Here is an 18,951-nt window from a genome sequence, read left to right as displayed (position 1 = left end):
CAGCGGGCCGTCTTGTTTATCTGGAATTACTTCTAAGCATCATATTCCAGCACTGGCCTTAGCCAACGCTCAACATCTTCAACACTCATGCCTTTTCTCTTCGCATAATCCACCACCTGGTCTTTCTGAATCTTACCGATACCAAAGTACTGGCTTTGCGGATTGGCAAAGTACCAGCCGCTTACAGAAGAAGCAGGGTACATGGCGAGAGACTCTGTCAGGGTGATGCCGGTTGCAGCTTCTCCACCCAGCAGGTCGAATAGTTTATATTTCTCGGTATGGTCCGGGCAGGCGGGATAGCCGGGAGCCGGACGGATACCGGAGTATTTTTCAGAGATCAGTTCTTCATTGCTCAGGTGCTCATCTGTTGCGTATGCCCAAAATTCTTTCCGCACGCGCTCATGCAGGTATTCTGCAAAAGCCTCTACCAGCCTGTCTGCCAGCACCTGCAACATGATCTTGTTGTAATCATCCATCGCCTTGATAAAGCGCTCGATATGAGGCTCGATGCCTTTGATAGTAACCGTGAAGGCGCCCATATAATCAGCAAAGGGCTTATCGGAAATAGCTGCAGGCTTGATGAAATCTGCAAGGCTTAGATTCGGTTGGTCTGCTGCTTTCTTGATCTGCTGGCGCAGGAATTCCAGGTTCACCACCTGTTCTCCGGCTTTCAGTTCAACGGTATCGGGAGCTGTCTGCTGTGCGGGCCAGAATCCGATCACACCCTGCGGCGTGAGCCATTTTTCTGCCACGATCTGATCCAGCAGTTTATTGGCGTCGTTATAAAGCTTGGTGGCTTCTGTTCCTACTACTTTATCCGTGAGGATGGCAGGGAATTTACCATGCAGTTCCCAGGCGATGAAGAATGGCCCCCAGTCGATATACTCCCTGATGGTAGATAGCTCCACATCCATGAACTGTTTTGTTCCGGTGAAAGAGGGAGCAATGGGTTTGAAAGATGGCCAGTCGATCTTCACCGGGTTCTTCTGTGCCTGTTCAAAGCTCAGGTACTGTTTCACTGTTTTTTTGCTGGCGAAATCTTCCTTCAGCTTCACATATTCCGTTTTCACTTTATCCAGGTAGGGTAATTTCTGTTCTTCGCTGAGCAGGGAGCCGGCAACGGTTACGCTTCGCGAAGCATCCAGTACGTGCACCACGCCTTTATCATATTCAGGGGCAATGCGCACGGCGGTATGCATACGTGAAGTAGTGGCGCCGCCGATCAGCAGGGGCTGCTTCATGTTGCGGCGTTTCATTTCCCGGGCCACATGCACCATCTCATCCAGCGAAGGCGTGATGAGGCCGCTGAGCCCGATGATGTCCACTTTTTCTCTTTCAGCTGCTTCCAGGATCTTGTCGGCAGGCACCATCACACCGAGATCGATGATATCATAACCGTTACATCCAAGCACCACACCAACGATATTCTTACCGATATCATGCACATCACCTTTCACGGTGGCGAGCAGGATCCTGGCGGCTCCGCCCTGTTGTGCATTGGGGTTGTTCTTCTTTTCTTCTTCGATGAAGGGGGTGAGCACGGCCACGCTTTTCTTCATCACGCGGGCACTTTTCACCACCTGTGGGAGGAACATCTTTCCACTTCCGAAGAGATCACCTACCACGTTCATACCATCCATGAGAGGACCTTCGATCACTTCCAGCGGACGTGCATATTTCTGGCGCGCTTCTTCCGTGTCTGCATCGATATAATCCGTAATACCGTTTACCAGTGCGTGTTTCAGTCGCTCTTCCACGGAGTTGTTGCGCCAGGCTTCGTCCTTCACTTCCACCTTCCCTTTGGCCTTAACGGTTTCGGCGAAGGTGATGAGTCGGTCTGTGGCATCGGGGCGTTTATTGAAGATCACATCTTCACAAAGCTCACGGAGCTGTGGTTCGATCTCATCATACACTACCAGCTGTCCGGCATTCACAATGCCCATATCCATGCCTGCACGGATAGCATAGAGCAGGAATACGCTGTGCATGGCTTCCCTTACGGGTTCATTGCCACGGAAGGAGAAAGAGATATTACTAACACCTCCACTGATCTTGATCAGTGGGAAGCGTTGTTTCAGCACTTTTGTGGCTTCGATGAAATCTATCGCGTAATTATTGTGCTCTTCGATACCGGTGGCGATAGCGAAGATATTGAGGTCGAAAATGATATCCTGCGGATCGAAGCCTACTTCTTCTGTGAGGATATGGTAGGCCTTGGTGCAGATGTCAACACGGCGCTGGAAAGTATCGGCCTGACCCTGTTCGTCGAAGGCCATCACTACAACGGCTGCGCCGAACATGCGGCAGATATGCGCTTCCCGGATGAACTTGTCGACCCCTTCCTTCATGGAGATGGAGTTGACGATACATTTACCCTGCACGCATTTCAATCCTGCTTCAATGATCTCGAACTTGGAGCTGTCGATCATGATGGGGATTTTGGCGATATCGGGTTCACTCTGAAGCAGGTTCAGGAAGTTGGTCATGGCGGCAACGCCATCGAGGAGGGCATCATCCATGTTGATGTCAAGCACCTGGGCGCCGCTTTCCACCTGCTGGCGGGCAACGGACAATGCTTCTTCGAATTTGTTTTCGCGGATGAGACGGGCAAATTTCTTGGAGCCGGTCACATTGGTCCTTTCACCAACATTCACGAAGTTGGTTTCCGGACGGATCACCAGCGGTTCTAATCCTGATAACCGCAGGTAAGGCTTTATACTAACGGTGTCGCTCATTTGTATTTTTTGTGGAGCTGCTTTTACAGCAGGTCCGGCTTCTTTCATAAAAGGACTGACGCTTGCTGACGGAATGGCTAGAGGGCAGCTTCCAGAACGGGCAATTGTCTTGGTGCAAAAGATTTCACGTGCTCAGCGATATGCTTAATGTGATCAGGTGTTGTGCCGCAGCATCCGCCAACGATATTTACAAAACCCTGCTGCGCCCATTCTTCCAGGAAGTGAGCGGTCTGGCTGGGCGTTTCATCGTATTCACCCATTGCATTGGGGAGGCCCGCATTGGGATAGGCTGATGTATAACAGGCAGCGATCTGGCTGAGCTCTTCAATATGCGCGCGCATTTCGCTGGCACCAAGCGCGCAGTTGAGACCAATGCTGAGCGGTCTTGCGTGCATAACTGATGTATAGAAAGCTTCCAGGGTCTGACCGCTGAGGGTTCTGCCGGATGCATCGGTGATGGTACCGCTGATCATGATGGGCAGTTCCGGCAGATTGGTGTCGCGGAAGAATTTCTTGATAGCGAAGATGGCCGCTTTGGCGTTGAGCGTATCAAAGATGGTTTCAACCAGCAGTAAGTGCACACCGCCTTCAACCAGGCCTTTCACCTGTTCGTAATACGCTTCCATGGCCTCATCAAAAGTGAGGGCGCGGTAGCCGGGGTTGTTCACATCCGGAGAAAGGCTCAGTGTTTTGTTGAGTGGCCCGATTGCGCCTGCCACAAACCTGGGTTTGGATGGATCTTTAGCTGTGTATTCATCTGTGGCTTCACGGGCAATGCGTGCCGATGCTACGTTTTCTTCGTAAGCAAATTGCTGCATACCATATTCTCCCTGCGCAATTACAGTAGCAGAGAAAGTGTTGGTTTCAAGAATATCGGCTCCTGCTTCCAGGTATTCACGATGGATAGCACCGATCACTTCCGGCTTTGTGAGAGAGAGGATTTCATTGTTCCCCTTGATGTCCGAGGGCCAGTCTTTGAATCTTTCTCCGCGATAGTCCTCTTCTGTGAGCTTATATCGCTGGATCATGGTCCCCATAGCTCCGTCAATCACGAGGATGCGTTTGCTGAGCTCTTTTCTGATGTCCATACCTTACAATGTTTAATTGTACAACAATCCGGCTGCTGTGTGTGACACAGGCCGTTCAATAAAGTAGAACTGGTATAAACGTTGGGAAATATTGAGGTGTTTTTTCCTGTCGTTCATTAGTTCCGTTTTTGTTGCCCTGACCGGGTCCCCGGGAGACAAACAGGCCGAACAATAAACAAATCCGCCTGTGCAATTATACAAATTTACAACATCCCCTGATAATAACAAAGAAGGGCTGTTAACGGTTGCTTACATAGCTTTCAACGGGTAACCTGTTGGAGATAGACCTTGCCAGCGTCATCTCATCGGCGTACTCCAGTTCACCTCCGAAGGAGATACCACGGGCAATAGTGGTGACTTTTACAGGCAGGTCCTGCAATTTCTTCTGGATATAATAGATGGTGGTATCGCCCTGTATATTGGGGTTGAGGGCAAAGATCACCTCCTGTGGCTTGTCGTTTTTGATCCGTTGAACCAGGGCCTCGATATTGAGTTGGTCAGGGCCGATGCCGTCCAGGGGAGAAATAATACCTCCCAGGATATGATAAGTGCCGCTGAACTGTTGGGTGTTCTCGATGGCAATCACATCCCTGATGCTTTCCACCACGCAGATGAGTTCCTGTTTACGGAGGGGATTGGCGCAGATTGTGCAGATATCCCTGTCGGATACATTGAAGCAGCGCTGACAGAATCTGATCTCCTGCCGCATGCGGAGAATGGCTTCTCCGAAGCTCTCTACCTTTTCTGTTTCTGTTTTGAGTAAATGCAATACCAGCCTGAGTGCCGTCTTCTTCCCGATGCCCGGGAGCCTGGCAAATTCATTCACTGCTTTCTCTAATAATTCCGACGAAAACTGCATGCTGCAAAGGTACGATGTTTACCCTGCCTGTGGAAGTTTCCACTTTTATAATGTGATATCAATTTCGTTGTCCCAATTGGCCTTGACGGTTATTTTCCTCGTCACGGGGAGTACCCTCTCCGGCTGGATATGTTTACCGAAAAACTCGCCCGGGTCCCAGACGCCATTCTCGTTCTCGTCATAAACGATACGCAGGTCATAATCGCCTGGTTTGAAGATCCTGGCGTAGAAATCACGATTGGTGAATTTATAAGTATACTTCACATCAGTGCCCTGAACAAACTGCAGCAGGGGTTTTTTGGTGAGGTCCAGGTTGATGAAGCGAAGCCTAACCATGCCATACTCGCTGTTCTTTTTGGTGCGGAAGCTGAGCGTGTCCGGCTTAAGCACTTCCTTGCCTAGGGTATCCACGGCAAAGCCGGGGTTGATGAAGAGTTTGTAAGGCGTGTTTTCCGTCCAGGGATAGAGGATGGTAATGAATTTATTACTGGTGTCCCGCACAATGGAATAGTCCGTGAGTGGTTCATCCTGATCATTGGTGAGGAAGATCTTTGTAGAGTCGTAGGTGCTCACGGGTGCGTCCCTGAATGTGAGTTTCAGTGTATCCAGCAGGTCCAGCGTTTCACCGGAGAGATTGAGATCGAATTTGAGGCGCTTGTCTTTGGGATCGGGTTTCCGTTGGTTGTTTCCGGAAGCAGGAGCGGCCGGCTTTTTGGGCGGCGTGGTATCCTTCTCCAGGTAAGTGTAGAGAGTGATGTCTTTAGGTTGCCGGGTATTCACAGCAGAATCGGCAAAGCCGAAAAGCTGCGTGCTGCTCATGTATTTACGTTGCCCGCCTTCGTCCTTCATCGTAAAAATGTTGAAGATACCGGGAGGCAGGTGGTGGAAGGTGAAGCGGCCGTCGCGGTCGAGGCGGGCCACATAACGCGGGCGCTCCTTGATCACAGCGGAATCATCGAGGTTCCTGTGCAATACCACAATCAGCGTGGAATCTGGCTGACCGGTTTGCGCGATCACCACATTACCACTGAGGGTAAGGGAGTCCAGGGTTGTGCCTGTGGTAAATACATAAGAGAAATTCTTCAATACGTTCCCTTCGTTGATATCCTTGATGGCATTACCGAAATCGATGGAATAGGTGGTATTCTCTTCCAGGGTGTCCTTGATGGTAACGGTAACGGTCCTTAGCTTATTGGTGATAATGGGATTGATCTTGGGTGTGGGAGATACCAGCAGGTTTTCCTGGGGGTTATCCACCTGTACATATTCGTTGAACTCGAATACTACTTTCTTGCTATTGAAGCTGCGGGCGGAATCGCCGGGAACGGCCCTTACCAGCACGGGAGGTAAAGTGTCTTTAGGGCCACCGGTGGGAGGCGCCATATTTGCACAACCTGTACTGCTGAACATACTTACTGCGCAGGCCATTGCCATCAACGCTACAATAAACAAATGATTGATCTTTCGCATATATCTGGGATACAGTCTGCAAACTTACTGGGAATAATGATAATAATGTGCTAAAGCGGGGCTGTGCAGCATTATCATTCCAGTTCGTCTTCGGTTTTAAGTTCGTGCAGGGCGATGGCGAGGTTGTTGGTCTTTACAAAGTTGCACCAGTGGCAATCCTCTTTACCACAGCCCGTATAAAACTCACGCGCATGGATCTTGTCCCACACGGTTCTTATCTGCTGGCTCACGGTAGTGATATCTTCGGGTTTGATCACCACTTTTATTTTGCGGTAGGTCTTCTTTTTATCGGGCTCCACAAAATCGAATTCAGTACTGATCACATTCCATTCCTTCTTACCGAAATTATCGATCAGCAATTTGTAGAACACTGCCTGACGCCAGTAGTCGCCGCCATTGGGATCTTTTTCATTGGGTGGTTGCAGTTTGGCGCGGCTCTTGTCCGGATCACCGGTTTTGTAATCCACCACGTTCACATTCTTTCCATCGAACTCCATCTTATCCACTTTACCTTTGAGCGGAACGCCCGCTACCACTACATTCCGGATATTCTGTTCAACGGTCACCACTTTACTCCACTGGAAGATATAGTGATCGTAATAGTTGGCGAGCACTTCCAGTCCGTATTCAAATCTTCTTTCAAACTGTTCGCGGGTGAAGCTTTCGCGGTGGCGGTTCATATACCATTTGAAATCTTCCAGCAGCACTTCCTTCAGGGGGAACTGGTTGCCTTCGTTCTTCATTTTTTTGAAGAACTGTTCAATGGCGTGGTGTACTGCGGATCCGAACTCAGTATTTTCATTCTTGGGGGCCGGAATGCGCACCAGGTTCTTGAAATAGAATTCCAGCGGGCATTTCAGGTAGTTATTGAGGGCTGTGAGGTTCATTATAAAGGCGCCCAGCCTTTCTGCAATGAAGCCTTCTTCCAGTTCGCTGATCTCAGGGGCAGCATTCCTGCTGAGTGAGAGTGCCTGGAATTCGGCCTGCACATCATCTCCTACAAATACTTTCTCAACGGCAATATCATGATGCTCCAGGATCTCGGCAATGAACATGGAAGGCTCCAGTTCACGGCCATCGGTTTTGAAGCGGCTGTATGAAATATTCAGGTGTTGTTCCGCGCGGGTGAGCGCCACGTAAAAGAGACGGCGTAGTTCTTCATCGTCACCTGCTTCTTCCTTGCTGTTGGTTTGCGAAGTGGCGGTGAAGATGGTATCGGGCAGTTTGTACCCACCGCCCGGTTTTCTCTTCTTCTCCCAGAATGCAGCATTGGCACCGGCGATGAACACATGTTCAAACTCCAGGCCTTTGGAGCCGTGGGCGGTGAGCAGGTTCACGCCTTTATCGCTGCCACTTACACGAACCAGTGGCAGTGGCAGTCCTTCGCGTTCCATCAGTTCAATGGTGTTCACAAACTGCTGCACGGTCATATTGGGCTGACGTCTTCTTTCTTCCTGCACAAAATCAAAGAGGCCGGTGATCACCTGCAGTTCCCAGATCTTTTCATCGCTTTCCATTACACGTGTAAGTACACCTGCTTCGCGGATGATGAGCTCGAACAATTGTTGAAGGGTTAGGTTGGATACGCCACGGATCAGCTTTTCCAGGATCCTGCTGGCTTCTTTCAGCGAAGGCTCAGGAGCTGAAGTGAACAGGTCTTTCGGCGGCTTGCTTACTTTATCGTACAGCAATTTGCGCAGCGAGATCTTTTCGCTGGTGAAGAACTTGTCGGCCACCTCGGAACTGAGTTTGGCGATCTCTATCGGAGGGATATCAAACCAGTCGAAGTGCATGATCTCGAACAGCATTTCATCACCGCTGTAGGGAATATCATGTTCCGAGGCGAGGTAGCGGAGCAGCAGCATCAGTTTGTGCACCAGTGGCAGTTCCAGGATGTTGATGTTTCGCTTACTGTACACCGGTATATTCTTCAGCAGCAGGTAGGTGCCCAGTTCTTCCCCGTATTTATTTTCTTTATAGATCACGCAGATGCGGCCGGGATTGACGCCCTGCAGCAGCAGTGTCTGAATTTCAGAGGTGATGCCGATCATCTCCTGGCGTTGGGATTCATATTCCCGGATGGCTGGCAGATGGTCAAGCTGCATCATATCCGGGTGCGATGCCCTGAGCTCCTTAGTGAGGCCTGGGATCTGGCGGATCAACCTTTCCTTGTTACGGTTGATCAGCGATTGTGCTACATTCAGTATCGGCTGGGTGGACCTGTAATTTTTAGTGAGCACCACTTTCATCAGGTCATCCTTGTAAGTATGCGCGAGGTGGAGCATGTTTTCCACGTTGGCTCCCTGGAAGCGGTAGATACTCTGATCATCATCACCTACTACAAAAATGTTGGGGGTGTCCCAGAAGCTGATGAGCAATTCCACCAGTTTGTTTTGCGTACCGCTGGTATCCTGGTATTCGTCCACGAGGATGTAAAGGAATTGTTCCTGGTAACGCGCCAGCATGGTTTTATTTTCCTGGAATGCCCGGATCACCCAGTTAATCATGTCGTCAAAGTCGTACCGGTTGCGGGTTTTCATCAGTTGTTGAAAATTGTCGAACTCCATCACGGCTGCGCGGAGTTTTTCCATCTTTTCTTTTTCCTCATCTATTTTATCCTGTTTGAGGTCACCTGCTTTGTATTGTTTGTAGGCGCGTTTATAAGTGAAGCCATCGCGGTTGGGAAGGTCACTGAGGTATTCTTCGATCTTTTGTGTGATAAATTCAGGCGGCCAACCTTCACGCTTCATGGTGCTGAAGAGGCTCTGCAGGTTTTTTATCTCGAAGTAAACGTCGCCGCGGTATCTTTTGAGTGGGTGGTTCTTGGGGAAGGCATCGATGAGTTGCGTGAACATTTCAATACGTTCCAGTTCAGATACGGGGTCCAGGGCCGTTTTCTCGAAGTGAGAGAGGTTTTCCTGGATGATATCATTACAAAACGCGTGGAAAGTGTAAATATTCACTTTATAAGCATCGGAGCCGATGAACCGGGTAAGTCTTTTGCGCATAGCCACCACCCCCGCCTCAGTGTAGGTGAGACAGAGAATATTCTGAGGAATCGAGTCTGTTTCCAGCAGGATCTTACCGATTCTACTTGCCAGGATCTGGGTTTTGCCTGTACCCGGACCGGCGATCACCATCACAGGGCCTTCAATGGTATCAACTGCTTTCCTCTGCTCTTCGTTCAGATGGGTGTATTCTGCCTGGAATTTCTCCAGCAGTTGCTCGCGGCGTATGGACATATATAAACAAAGATAGGTAGAATCGATTGTTACAGAGTACATTCGAACGGGCTGTGCAAATGCTGTGCTTATTGTTAACGGTACATGGTAAAATATGCCGTTAAGTGATTGAATTCCAGCATGGAGATTTTTTATTAATTGATAGCAAGTAGCTTATGATTGAAAATTTATGCTTATTTTAGAAAAGGGAAAGATTCTATATCCGGGAATATTTCCATTGTTTTTACGTTATTTGAACAGTTAATCCAACATAAATGAAAAATCAGAACGCACTCAGGATCTTTATCCTTGAAGATGATCTGTGGTACGGTTCTATGCTGCAGCATTATCTTTCATTGAACCCTGATTACGAAGTAAAGCGATTTGACAAGCCAGGCGATCTTTTCAACCAACTGCACGAAAACCCCGATGTTATTACCCTGGACTATTTCATGCCTGACATGGATGGCAGTGTGGTACTGAAGAAGATCAGGGAGATAAATCCTGATATTAAGGTGGTGATCATTTCAGGTCAGGAAGACCTGCGTACTGCCGTGAGCCTGGTTACCGGTGGTGCCTTCGATTATATTGTGAAGGATGAGGACACCAAGGACAGGCTCTGGAATGTGCTGCTGCACCTGAAAGAAATTGTTGGATTGAAGAAGAAGATCGCGGTGCTGGAAGAGGAAGTGGGTAAACGGAACGACTACTCCAAATACCTCATAGGCAAGAGTGAATGTATGGAGAAGGTGTTTGCCATGATCGGCAAGGCATCCGGCTCCAATATTACCGTGTCTATTTCCGGCGAAACCGGTACGGGCAAAGAGATGGTGGCCAAGGCCATTCACTTCAATTCAGACAGGAGCAAGAAGCCATTTGTTACGGTAAATATGGCCGCCATTCCACGTGAACTGGTGGAAAGCGAACTTTTCGGTCATGAAAAAGGGGCCTTCACGGGGGCGGTTACCCGAAGAATCGGTAAATTTGAAGAAGCGCACAATGGTACCCTTTTCCTGGATGAGATCGGTGAACTGGATATCAGCCTGCAGGCCAAGCTGCTACGTGTATTGCAAGAGCGGGAGATCACAAGAGTGGGCAGCAATGAAGTGTTGCCGGTGAATGTTCGGATTGTGGTGGCTACGCATCGCGACCTGATGGAAGAAGTACAGAAGAAAACATTCCGTGAGGACCTTTACTACAGGCTCATCGGACTTCCGATAAAGATGCCTCCGCTGCGCGAGCGGGGCAATGACATCCTGATCCTGGCCAAGTCTTTCCTGGATCAGTTTTGCGATACAAACAACCTCCCTAAACGGAACCTTAGTCCGGAAGCCGCCCGGAAGCTGATGCAGTACGAATTTCCCGGTAATGTACGGGAGCTGCGATCCATCATGGAACTTACGGCAGTGATGGCGGAAGGAGACCTGGTTCAACCTGACCATGTAATGATCAACACGCCCCCGGTGGCGGTGCATACGATGAATGGAAAGGAACGCACATTGCGTGAGTATGAGGTACAGATCATCCAGCATTTTTTAGACAGGTACGACAAGGATGTTCTGTTGGTGGCGCGTAAGCTTGACATGGGTAAGAGCACGATCTATCGTATGATACAATCCGGCGAGCTGAGAACCAAATAACAATCCATAATCCATGTTGCAGGAAATCAACTACCGTAGTCTTGGTAAGCGAAGGATACTGGTGGCGGAAGACACCAGCGTAAACCAGTTCCTGGTAAGAAGGATCATCGAGGGCTGGGGGCTGGAAGTAGACGTTGCCAATAACGGCCAGGAAGCACTTACGATGGTGCAGTCAGGGGAATACGACCTTGTACTGATGGACATCCAGATGCCGGTAATGGATGGCATTGAAGCCACACGGCATATCCGTCAACTGCCACAGAGCGGGAAAGCTACTGTTCCTATTGTGGCGCTCACGGCCAATTTTCTCAAGGGAGATCGTGAAAAGTACCGGGCAGCCGGCATGAACGATTTCTTACCGAAGCCATTCAATGAATCCGCATTATTTGTGGTGGTATCGAACAATCTGCAGCAGCAGGGTGTTCCCATAAAACCCAAGCAGCCGCTGCGGGTGGAGCGTCCGGTTGATGGTGAGCTCTATGACCTGAGCAGTTTACGCGGCATGTCCGGCGGCGACGAGAAATTTGTGAACAAGCTGGTACAGATGTACATCACGCTGAGCGGCGAGAGTTTGTTATTGATGAAGGAAGAACTGAAGAACGGGCAATATGATGCAGTGGGCAAGCTGGCACACAAGATGAAGGCTCCTGCCGGTACGATGAAGATCGCTGGCGTAAAGGATATCATCAACAGAATAGTGGCAGTTCCTCTGGAGGACGCGTCTGTACAATTACCCGACCTGGTGCAGCAGCTTGATAAAGAGATGCAGTATTGTCTGGGCCGGCTACGGGTGGAGTTTCCTGATTGATCTATGGCTAAGCATTCTATAAAAGCAGTTCAGTTCATACCTGTAAGTATAACCGAAGCCTGGCAATTCTTTTCTGCACCGGCGAACCTGGTGCGCATTACTCCCGGCGACTTTTCATTTCAAATCATTTCCCAACATCACGGCGGGCAGATCTATGCTGGTCAGATCATCGAATATAAGGTGCGTCCGTTATTGGGCATACCCTTGTACTGGATGACGGAGATCACGCATGTACATCCGTTGAAATATTTTGTGGACGAGCAGCGGTACGGGCCTTTCGGGATCTGGCATCACCAGCATCATTTTAAAGAAGCGGACGGCGGTGTGGAGATGACGGATATCGTGCATTATTCGGTGCCAGGCTGGTGGTTGGGTGAGATAGTAGACAAATTGGTGGTGAGGAAGAAACTGGAAAGTCTGTTCAGGTACAGGTTCGGGGAGGTGGAGAAGATCTTCGGGAAGTGGAAGGGGCAGGAGATAAATGTAAAAATGTATTGAGTTACTATCAATAAAAAAAGACCCTGTTGGGGTCTTTTTTTATTGGGGGATGCCGGGGTTTATCCTGGTACCCTTGCGATATATTTTTCGATTTCCTTGATCTGTCCAACAACTTCCGGGTTGGTAGGCTTGAGGGCTTTTGTTTTGCGGAAGAATTCTTTGGCAGCGCGGAATTCGCGTTTGTTCATCATGATATTGCACATCTGGAGGTAGGCAACGGCTTCTGATTCTTTGTCGTTGATACCTGCGCGGATGGCTTCGCGGATATATTTTTCGCCTTGTTTGAAGTCGCCTTTCTGGAGGGAGATCATTCCCATCTGGAGGAAATTAGCGCCTTTCATATCGGCGGTCATTTTGGTGGTAAGGGACATGCCTTTTTTCATGCTTACTTCGGCTGCATCGAAGTTCTGGCTGGCCATTTCCAGCTGACCTTTGATGGTAAAGTAGGCGGAGCGGACGGGTTTGATGAGGAGGCCGGGGAATTTCACGGAATTCACCACGCGTTGAGCGCCTTCGATGTCGCCGGCTTCCATATATTCCTGTACCAGCCTGAGTGGGCCAATGAGGAAATGGCTGAGGAGGAGTATCAATCCAACGAAATACAGTGGGAATGCGGGCCAGAAGCCTGAGTAAACATTGGCGGCCACGCCTCCGAGAATCAGGACGATACCGAGGTAAAAGCGATAACGGATAATCCAGGAATAGAACTTCATATACTATTTAATAATGGGGGTCAAAGATAGGCCAAAGAAACATAGGATTGGCGGGGATTTTCAGGGGGTTATGGGGGGAAATTGAGAGAAGTTTCTGAAAGAGTGCGAGATATGGTAGGAAGGAATGGGAGAAAACGTTACTTTTGCGGAAATTGATTCTGGGGATGAAGGTTCCCGGAATTTTTTGGCCTCATAGTTCAATGGATAGAATAGAAGTTTCCTAAACTTTAGATCCAAGTTCGATTCTTGGTGAGGCTACGATCTTACAAATGCTTCAAAATTAATATTTTGGAGCATTTTTGTTTAAGAGATAGTTAGCGTTACTTGTTCCTTCCCACATGATCTGGATAAAGCGTTTGCACTACGTCGCTTTGAATTAATTCTGAAGTATGAATTTCAAATGCAGATAATTTACCGTGAAAACCTGCGCCAGTATCCATGTTAATTACATTACATGCTTTCATAGGCTCAGTGATATTATAAATTAGCGTTGGTGTATGACCGATAAATATCTCATTAAACAATCTTAGCTTCCTGGAAGAAGTGAAGGATTAGTTTTAATTCTTTTAGCCATCATTAAAGCCAGCTCCCACAAGGATCTATCGGTTAATAAGTTTATTGACGGGGTTTCAAATTGAGGTCCTTCATTGTTCCTGAACCCTGCATGTAGGAAAAGACGGTTTTGTTTATCTATATGGTATAATGGAAGTCTGGAGAGAAAATGAAGGTGTTTTGGCTTATGTCGGTCTTCTAATTGCTCATAGCTCTTGATTGTGGTCAAGCCCCTTCTCTCGCTCCAGTCTGTTGAATCTGGATTTCCTCCGAGCCAGCTTTCGCAATCAAAATCATGGTTCCCTTTAAGAAAAATACAATTGTGCCGGCCTTCCAGTTCTGTAAGGAATTCAATTACCTGGGCCGATTCAGGCCATCCATCAACATAATCACCAAGAAAGATCAAGGTATCTGTTTCTCTGGGTTTGATGGATGATATTACCTGCTTTATTGCTTTTAAAGCTCCATGAATGTCGCCAATTACAAAAGTCCTTTCCATCTGGCTTGTTTGTTCTTACTATCCGTTGAATTGTCAAAAAAATACTTGACAGTTCAAATTCTGTAAAATTGGAATTCAGTCAATATGAGGATTACCGCTGTGTTCGACTAAAAACTCTTCGACATTTTCCGGAGAAATAATTTGAGTTGTAGCACCTGGGTAATTAGCGGTAAAAGTTTCAGGAAAGCGTGGCTTTTCATTTTTACTCCATTTGAATTCAAAAGCAGCAAGTTGATCGCTTGTTTCTTCAATCAGGTCAATTTCCTGTTGCTGTGTAGTACGCCAAAAAAATTGCGACGTACTTAAATTCTGATACCGTATGAGTTTCATTCTTTCCGACATGAGAAAGTTTTCCCATAAAGCGCCAGTATCAGTTCTTGATGTCAGTGGCTTAAAATTATCGATGATGGCGTTTCTGATGCCACAATCGTAGAAGTAGACCTTCTTTCCTTTTTTAATTTCATTGCGCACATTACGGCTGAATGCCGGTAATCGAAATACAACGAATGTCTTTTCCAGAAGATCAATATACTTATCCACTGTTTTACTATCACTTCCTGTTGTTTGAGCTATTTCGTGATAGCTGATTTCATTTCCGACTTGTAGAGCAAGAGCCTTCAGTAGTTTTGAAAGTAAAAGAGGCTTTTTAATTTGCTCCAGCATCAATAGGTCTTTATACAAATAACTATCAGAGAGAAGTTTTAATAGCTCCCTTTCTTCCCCAGGTTTGGTAACGATCTCCGGATAATAACCATATATTAAACGATGTTCGATCAATCTTTTTTCTTCCAGTAATCCGTGATGCTGAACCATCTCATTAAAACTTAATGGATAAAGCATGAACTCATATTTCCGACCTGTGAGCGGTTCATTTACCTGACTTGATAATTCAAATGCCGATGATCCGGTCGCGATAACCTGAATATCTTTCATTTGGTCAGTTATCAGCTTAAGCGTAAGTCCGATATTCGGAACACGTTGCGCTTCATCGATAAATATAATTTTGTGATTGCCAAAGTAGGCTTTCAATTTGGTAGCTGTAGTATTGGTTAAGATATCTCTTGTGTCTGCGTCGTCCCCATTCAGATAAAAAATATCTTTTCCCTTTAAAATGGCTTCTACGAGGGTAGATTTTCCGGATTGGCGCGGGCCAAAAACGAGAATTGCTTTTCCCTTGAAAAGCCGGGATTGGATGATACTTTGTAAGTTTCGGATTATCATATTCTTGGAATCTAATCCCTAAATTATATAATATTTTCGGATTTGAATCCAGAAATATTATGCTGATTAAGCTTGATAATTTTAAAATCTCATAGTTATCAGTGATTTATGTTTTTTTGTGTTGAAATTTGAAGGTAGCATATAAGTCAATATACTCGCCCTTTGCTGTACTGTGAGCAACCTTATTTTGTCACAATAAATTCTAAAACTATACTGATAGAGTCATCAAATCTGAAAAGTCCATTCCGAATTGGTTAGACTTTCCGCTCCTTGCCTCTACTGAAAGGGATTTTAGCTTATAGTCATAGCTAAGATCCCTTTTCTTTTCTTCTGAATTCCGCTGCTGGCCTGCGATTAGGCAAAACAAAGAATTGATTTTCGTGGTTCGAAGGGATCCGTAGCTTCTTTAAAAAGAGAGTTAGAATTGATCACAAAAAGTAGCTCATTGACTGAGAAACAGGAGAAGGGAGCACCCGTGCTCCCTTCTAAATTCAATAGAATTAAAATCAGGAGTAGCTATCAGGCGGGCCGGCCTCTTCATAATCTAAAATTTCTTTATCAAATTCCTGATTAAGATATTCTTTGATTATGGGGTATTTATTTTTTTCGGAACATCTACTGCATAATATGTGAGACTTTTCATACTCTACCATTTAACACCCTGACCTCTGCAAAATTCTTCTATGGATAAACTTGGTTAGGATCTGTAAACGTTATGCCTGTACATTGGGCCAGTTCAATTTGCCCTTTTAATCGTTGAGATACAAAAAATGCAATCCCACGATTTAAGGTACCCCAAATGGGGAAAAAATCATATGATGTCACAGGGGTGTTCTTAAACTCAAGTACGGATATTTTTAACGGGCGATGATTGGGGTACGGATTTTCGATAGCAGAACGACGATTTTCTAAAATCGCTTTTTCTAGTTCATTTTTGTTCTCTATTGAAGCATTACTGATAACATTCTTACCTCTTCCATCAAAATAATTGAATTCAGATTTTGAGTAATCCAGCATATCCAAAGGACTTTCATATGGATTGACGAACCAGTATTCAAATGGCAAACCGGACAGACCTATTAATTCAGTCTGAAAGAACTCCACGCCGTAATGCTTGGAAGCAAAGATCATTTCTTTTAGCTTTTGACTAATCAATAATTGTGAAGAAGCAAAAGTGACTGAAACCAAATCAGTTTGTTTGGCCTTTTTATGAAAATACCCCGAAGGAATACTTACTCCATCCTTGCTTTTCTCAAATAAGAGCTTTGTCATCCCATTCGGGTTATTATAATCATATTCATCCCCAAGTTTATCTACTTGGGGATAAAATCCGATTACGTTCTCAAGACTGCTATTATTTATTCTGTAATACAATGCTAAAAAATTATGTTGTTAATTGGTGTATTAGGGCTATTTGCAATCGCTGTACGGATATCGGTTAAAAGACTCATTTGATTCATTCAATAATCTTCCTCAATATTTCGACTACAAACAAGCGCTAGGTTGTGCACGATCAAAAGTTAAAATTCTATTTGTTTATTTTACAGGGCACACTTGTGCCAATGCCCGTAAAATAGAAGAAGAGGTTTTGATAGACCAGGAAATTTACTGATAATTTCATAATTGTTTTTACTGGCTGGTCCACTCCGTTCGAGATACCGCACAAGAGCATTCAGTGCGGCTATTTCTTTTTTCATGACCACCAGATGAGTATATAGATTTGATATCTCCTGAAGAAGTGCCTGAATGTGGCGCTGTGTCTTGTTCATTTGCCCGATAACTTTTGTTTTCGGATCGTGCTATTCTGCATTGTTGGTGGTATTGTATAAGGCCGAATTAGGAAGTTTATTTGAGTTTTTTAATAAAACTATGCAACGCAACTTTCGTGTATCACCTGCATTTATTCCAAGTCTTAACAAAATCCTTTCACTCTCTTGTTCATTCCGCAACTGGCGCTCAAATTCGCCGTTTGTCCCCCACAATCTTTCCCAGCATTGCTTACTCAAAGTTTGTTGCAATGTTTCAATCCTTAGCATTTCAAATATTACCCATTCGGTTTGATGTTTTGTGTCAAGTTCCATCTGGTTCATAATTGATGTTTTTATGATGATGGATTGAAAATAGCATAGAGTATAGGACAACCAATACGTCCATACATACGGACTTTGATTTTGATATTTTGGAAAGAACTTTAGCATAAGAATGAAATTAACCTATTGACATTTAAAAAAATTACGTGTTATGGAATATTGAAAAGAGGTTTTGCACGTCACAATTATAATTATTTGATGTAACAGGTATTGAGATATGATCGCATGATGTGCGTATCAATGAGAGAAGCTTTATGGACTATGATAAACAGTACGGCAAAGACCATGCTGACGGCTATGCGGATTGCTTACGTGACTTATTTTTGGAGTTGGAAAGTGATGTGGTTAGGATTTTGCCTCCTGGAGCTTCTGATACCATTTTCAAAAACCCAAATGCTACAGTTAAGTGGCTTCATGATTGTCAGGATAACTGGCAGACCAAATCTTTTAGCAGATACCATAAAGTGAAGAATGCAGCTGAAAGAGAAAGAAAAATAATACTGCGAGAAACTCCAAAACAGGAATAGCTTATCCACTTATAGTCAGTGGATTAGAAAACTTCTCTTTCTCTCATATCTTAAGTCCGTATGTACGGACTTAACGGCTATTTCGGCCTGTTTCATAAGTTTGTTTGTACAAAATCTTAAAATATGAATTTGGAAAAAAGCATCTACATCATCTTATATCGAATGTTATGGAACAAGATACTACAAGTTGAATTGGAAGGCAAAATACCAACAGAGGCAAGAGATGCTGATTACAGCCCACTTGTCTTTTACCATGCCGAAATTGACAATAAACCTCTTAATGACTTTTTATTCTTTTTTCCTTTTGACACAAGGAAAACTTCAGAAAAGTTTTTCTATAAAAAATACAGACAAGCCGTCACTGGAACTGAAGAAATATCCATAGACTATGAAATACTATACAACGCCCTTCATTACCTTGGCTATCGTTTAGACCATATAGAAGAAAAAGATTATGTTGAAAAATGGTCCGTTAAGAACACAAAACTCCTTCTGACGAAATTCAAAGCCGATATTGCAGATGAAGATATCCCGGGCCGCCTAATAACAGAACCAGATACTACTCCGATTTATACAGAAGATATTGAGACTATCATGTTATCTATAATTAAAAAGATGAATAAGCAAAAAGACAGCCCCAAAGACTTTCAAACATTATTGGATGCAATTCGATTTGAAGATGACACAGAAAACCTTATTAAAAGATTTGCATTTTTGCGCAATGCGTATCCAGATGAACTACCATACTTGCTTCGAAATGGAGAGATGGTCGCTCCTTACACGATAATCCATGATTACCGTAAAGAAAATCTGCCTGGGTGGGGAACATACAATTTTGTTGAGCAGTTTGAGCCCTGCTCGATATTAAAGGCTGGATATGAAGATGCTATCAACCGTAACAAAGAGGCACTTAAAAAAGGAAACCTTCCCGTTGTTCGAGTAAATGATATTAATCAAGAAAACAATAACCTGGAACTTACTGTACAAAAAGCAATGTACTATGATCAAGTCGCTTCGAGCTTGGAGGTAG

At 45.5% G+C, this 18,951-nt stretch carries 15 protein-coding genes and 1 tRNA gene; 6 read left to right on the top strand and 10 right to left on the bottom strand.

Annotation, left to right across the window (positions count from 1 at the left end; translation table 11 throughout):
* Window positions 1-32 precede the first annotated feature (32 nt).
* The 5 genes from metH to ACTHMC_RS02900 form a co-directional block, all read right to left on the bottom strand.
* Window positions 33-2,783: a methionine synthase gene (gene metH / locus ACTHMC_RS02920; protein WP_440410668.1), complete on the bottom strand. Its 2,751-nt coding sequence runs from the start codon at window positions 2,781-2,783 to the stop codon at window positions 33-35.
* Between the two features lie 29 nt (window positions 2,784-2,812).
* A complete protein-coding gene (locus tag ACTHMC_RS02915) occupies window positions 2,813-3,823 on the bottom strand; it encodes a homocysteine S-methyltransferase family protein (RefSeq protein WP_440410666.1) in 1,011 nt (336 codons plus the stop codon).
* 238 nt (window positions 3,824-4,061) lie between these two features.
* Complete coding sequence (recR, locus tag ACTHMC_RS02910) at window positions 4,062-4,682, bottom strand: recombination mediator RecR (protein ID WP_440410664.1); 621 nt, start codon at window positions 4,680-4,682, stop codon at window positions 4,062-4,064.
* 45 nt (window positions 4,683-4,727) lie between these two features.
* Complete coding sequence (locus ACTHMC_RS02905; protein ID WP_440410662.1) at window positions 4,728-6,152, bottom strand: Ig-like domain-containing protein; 1,425 nt, start codon at window positions 6,150-6,152, stop codon at window positions 4,728-4,730.
* Window positions 6,153-6,226: 74 nt separating this feature from the next.
* Window positions 6,227-9,394, bottom strand: a complete 3,168-nt coding sequence (locus ACTHMC_RS02900) for an ATP-dependent helicase (RefSeq protein WP_440410660.1) — start codon at window positions 9,392-9,394, stop codon at window positions 6,227-6,229.
* A 254-nt stretch (window positions 9,395-9,648) separates the two neighbouring features.
* On the opposite strand from ACTHMC_RS02900, the gene ACTHMC_RS02895 reads away from it, so the two are divergent.
* The 3 genes from ACTHMC_RS02895 to ACTHMC_RS02885 are packed head-to-tail and all read left to right on the top strand — an operon-like array spanning window position 9,649 to window position 12,319.
* A complete protein-coding gene (locus ACTHMC_RS02895) occupies window positions 9,649-11,013 on the top strand; it encodes a sigma-54-dependent transcriptional regulator (protein WP_440410658.1) in 1,365 nt (454 codons plus the stop codon).
* A 13-nt stretch (window positions 11,014-11,026) separates the two neighbouring features.
* On the top strand, window positions 11,027-11,821 hold the full coding sequence (locus ACTHMC_RS02890; RefSeq protein ID WP_440410656.1) for a response regulator: 795 nt from the start codon (window positions 11,027-11,029) through the stop codon (window positions 11,819-11,821).
* A 3-nt stretch (window positions 11,822-11,824) separates the two neighbouring features.
* A complete protein-coding gene (locus tag ACTHMC_RS02885) occupies window positions 11,825-12,319 on the top strand; it encodes an SRPBCC family protein (protein ID WP_440410654.1) in 495 nt (164 codons plus the stop codon).
* A 59-nt stretch (window positions 12,320-12,378) separates the two neighbouring features.
* Here ACTHMC_RS02885 and ACTHMC_RS02880 read toward each other — a convergent pair whose 3' ends face one another.
* Window positions 12,379-13,032: a tetratricopeptide repeat protein gene (locus ACTHMC_RS02880; protein WP_440410652.1), complete on the bottom strand. Its 654-nt coding sequence runs from the start codon at window positions 13,030-13,032 to the stop codon at window positions 12,379-12,381.
* A gap of 186 nt (window positions 13,033-13,218) precedes the next feature.
* Here ACTHMC_RS02880 and ACTHMC_RS02875 point away from each other — a divergent pair.
* Window positions 13,219-13,290: transfer RNA gene (locus ACTHMC_RS02875), tRNA-Arg, on the top strand.
* 268 nt (window positions 13,291-13,558) lie between these two features.
* On the opposite strand, the gene ACTHMC_RS02870 is transcribed toward ACTHMC_RS02875, so the two are convergent.
* The 4 genes from ACTHMC_RS02870 to ACTHMC_RS02855 all read right to left on the bottom strand — a co-directional run bounded on the left by ACTHMC_RS02870 (window position 13,559) and on the right by ACTHMC_RS02855 (window position 17,394).
* Window positions 13,559-14,083: a metallophosphoesterase gene (locus tag ACTHMC_RS02870; protein ID WP_440410650.1), complete on the bottom strand. Its 525-nt coding sequence runs from the start codon at window positions 14,081-14,083 to the stop codon at window positions 13,559-13,561.
* 75 nt (window positions 14,084-14,158) lie between these two features.
* Complete coding sequence (locus ACTHMC_RS02865; RefSeq protein ID WP_440410648.1) at window positions 14,159-15,304, bottom strand: ATP-binding protein; 1,146 nt, start codon at window positions 15,302-15,304, stop codon at window positions 14,159-14,161.
* Window positions 15,305-15,985: 681 nt separating this feature from the next.
* Window positions 15,986-16,576: an imm11 family protein gene (locus tag ACTHMC_RS02860; RefSeq protein ID WP_440410646.1), complete on the bottom strand. Its 591-nt coding sequence runs from the start codon at window positions 16,574-16,576 to the stop codon at window positions 15,986-15,988.
* Between the two features lie 527 nt (window positions 16,577-17,103).
* Complete coding sequence (locus ACTHMC_RS02855; protein WP_440410644.1) at window positions 17,104-17,394, bottom strand: hypothetical protein; 291 nt, start codon at window positions 17,392-17,394, stop codon at window positions 17,104-17,106.
* 254 nt (window positions 17,395-17,648) lie between these two features.
* Here ACTHMC_RS02855 and ACTHMC_RS02850 point away from each other — a divergent pair, with 254 nt between their 5' ends.
* Both ACTHMC_RS02850 and ACTHMC_RS02845 read left to right on the top strand, forming a co-directional pair.
* A complete protein-coding gene (locus ACTHMC_RS02850; RefSeq protein WP_440410642.1) occupies window positions 17,649-17,921 on the top strand; it encodes a hypothetical protein in 273 nt (90 codons plus the stop codon).
* Window positions 17,922-18,044: 123 nt separating this feature from the next.
* The coding region (locus tag ACTHMC_RS02845) for a hypothetical protein (protein ID WP_440410640.1) at window positions 18,045-18,951 on the top strand (907 nt) is incomplete at its 3' end.

The sequence above is a fragment of the Pseudobacter sp. genome, assembly GCF_051955275.1.
GTDB lineage: Bacteria > Bacteroidota > Bacteroidia > Chitinophagales > Chitinophagaceae > Pseudobacter.
Note: the sequence above shows the minus strand (reverse complement) of the source record. Positions and strands in the feature narration are given on the sequence as shown.

Excerpts from the sequence above, each read along its gene's own strand:
- metH (WP_440410668.1), bottom strand. The coding sequence starts at position 2,783 with ATGAAAGAAGCCGGACCTGCTGTAAAAGCAGCTCCACAAAAAATACAA.
- ACTHMC_RS02915 (WP_440410666.1), bottom strand. The coding sequence starts at position 3,823 with ATGGACATCAGAAAAGAGCTCAGCAAACGCATCCTCGTGATTGACGGA.
- recR (WP_440410664.1), bottom strand. The coding sequence starts at position 4,682 with ATGCAGTTTTCGTCGGAATTATTAGAGAAAGCAGTGAATGAATTTGCC.
- ACTHMC_RS02905 (WP_440410662.1), bottom strand. The coding sequence starts at position 6,152 with ATGCGAAAGATCAATCATTTGTTTATTGTAGCGTTGATGGCAATGGCC.
- ACTHMC_RS02900 (WP_440410660.1), bottom strand. The coding sequence starts at position 9,394 with ATGTCCATACGCCGCGAGCAACTGCTGGAGAAATTCCAGGCAGAATAC.
- ACTHMC_RS02895 (WP_440410658.1), top strand. The coding sequence starts at position 9,649 with ATGAAAAATCAGAACGCACTCAGGATCTTTATCCTTGAAGATGATCTG.
- ACTHMC_RS02890 (WP_440410656.1), top strand. The coding sequence starts at position 11,027 with ATGTTGCAGGAAATCAACTACCGTAGTCTTGGTAAGCGAAGGATACTG.
- ACTHMC_RS02885 (WP_440410654.1), top strand. The coding sequence starts at position 11,825 with ATGGCTAAGCATTCTATAAAAGCAGTTCAGTTCATACCTGTAAGTATA.
- ACTHMC_RS02880 (WP_440410652.1), bottom strand. The coding sequence starts at position 13,032 with ATGAAGTTCTATTCCTGGATTATCCGTTATCGCTTTTACCTCGGTATC.
- ACTHMC_RS02870 (WP_440410650.1), bottom strand. The coding sequence starts at position 14,083 with ATGGAAAGGACTTTTGTAATTGGCGACATTCATGGAGCTTTAAAAGCA.
- ACTHMC_RS02865 (WP_440410648.1), bottom strand. The coding sequence starts at position 15,304 with ATGATAATCCGAAACTTACAAAGTATCATCCAATCCCGGCTTTTCAAG.
- ACTHMC_RS02860 (WP_440410646.1), bottom strand. The coding sequence starts at position 16,576 with ATGACAAAGCTCTTATTTGAGAAAAGCAAGGATGGAGTAAGTATTCCT.
- ACTHMC_RS02855 (WP_440410644.1), bottom strand. The coding sequence starts at position 17,394 with ATGAACCAGATGGAACTTGACACAAAACATCAAACCGAATGGGTAATA.
- ACTHMC_RS02850 (WP_440410642.1), top strand. The coding sequence starts at position 17,649 with ATGGACTATGATAAACAGTACGGCAAAGACCATGCTGACGGCTATGCG.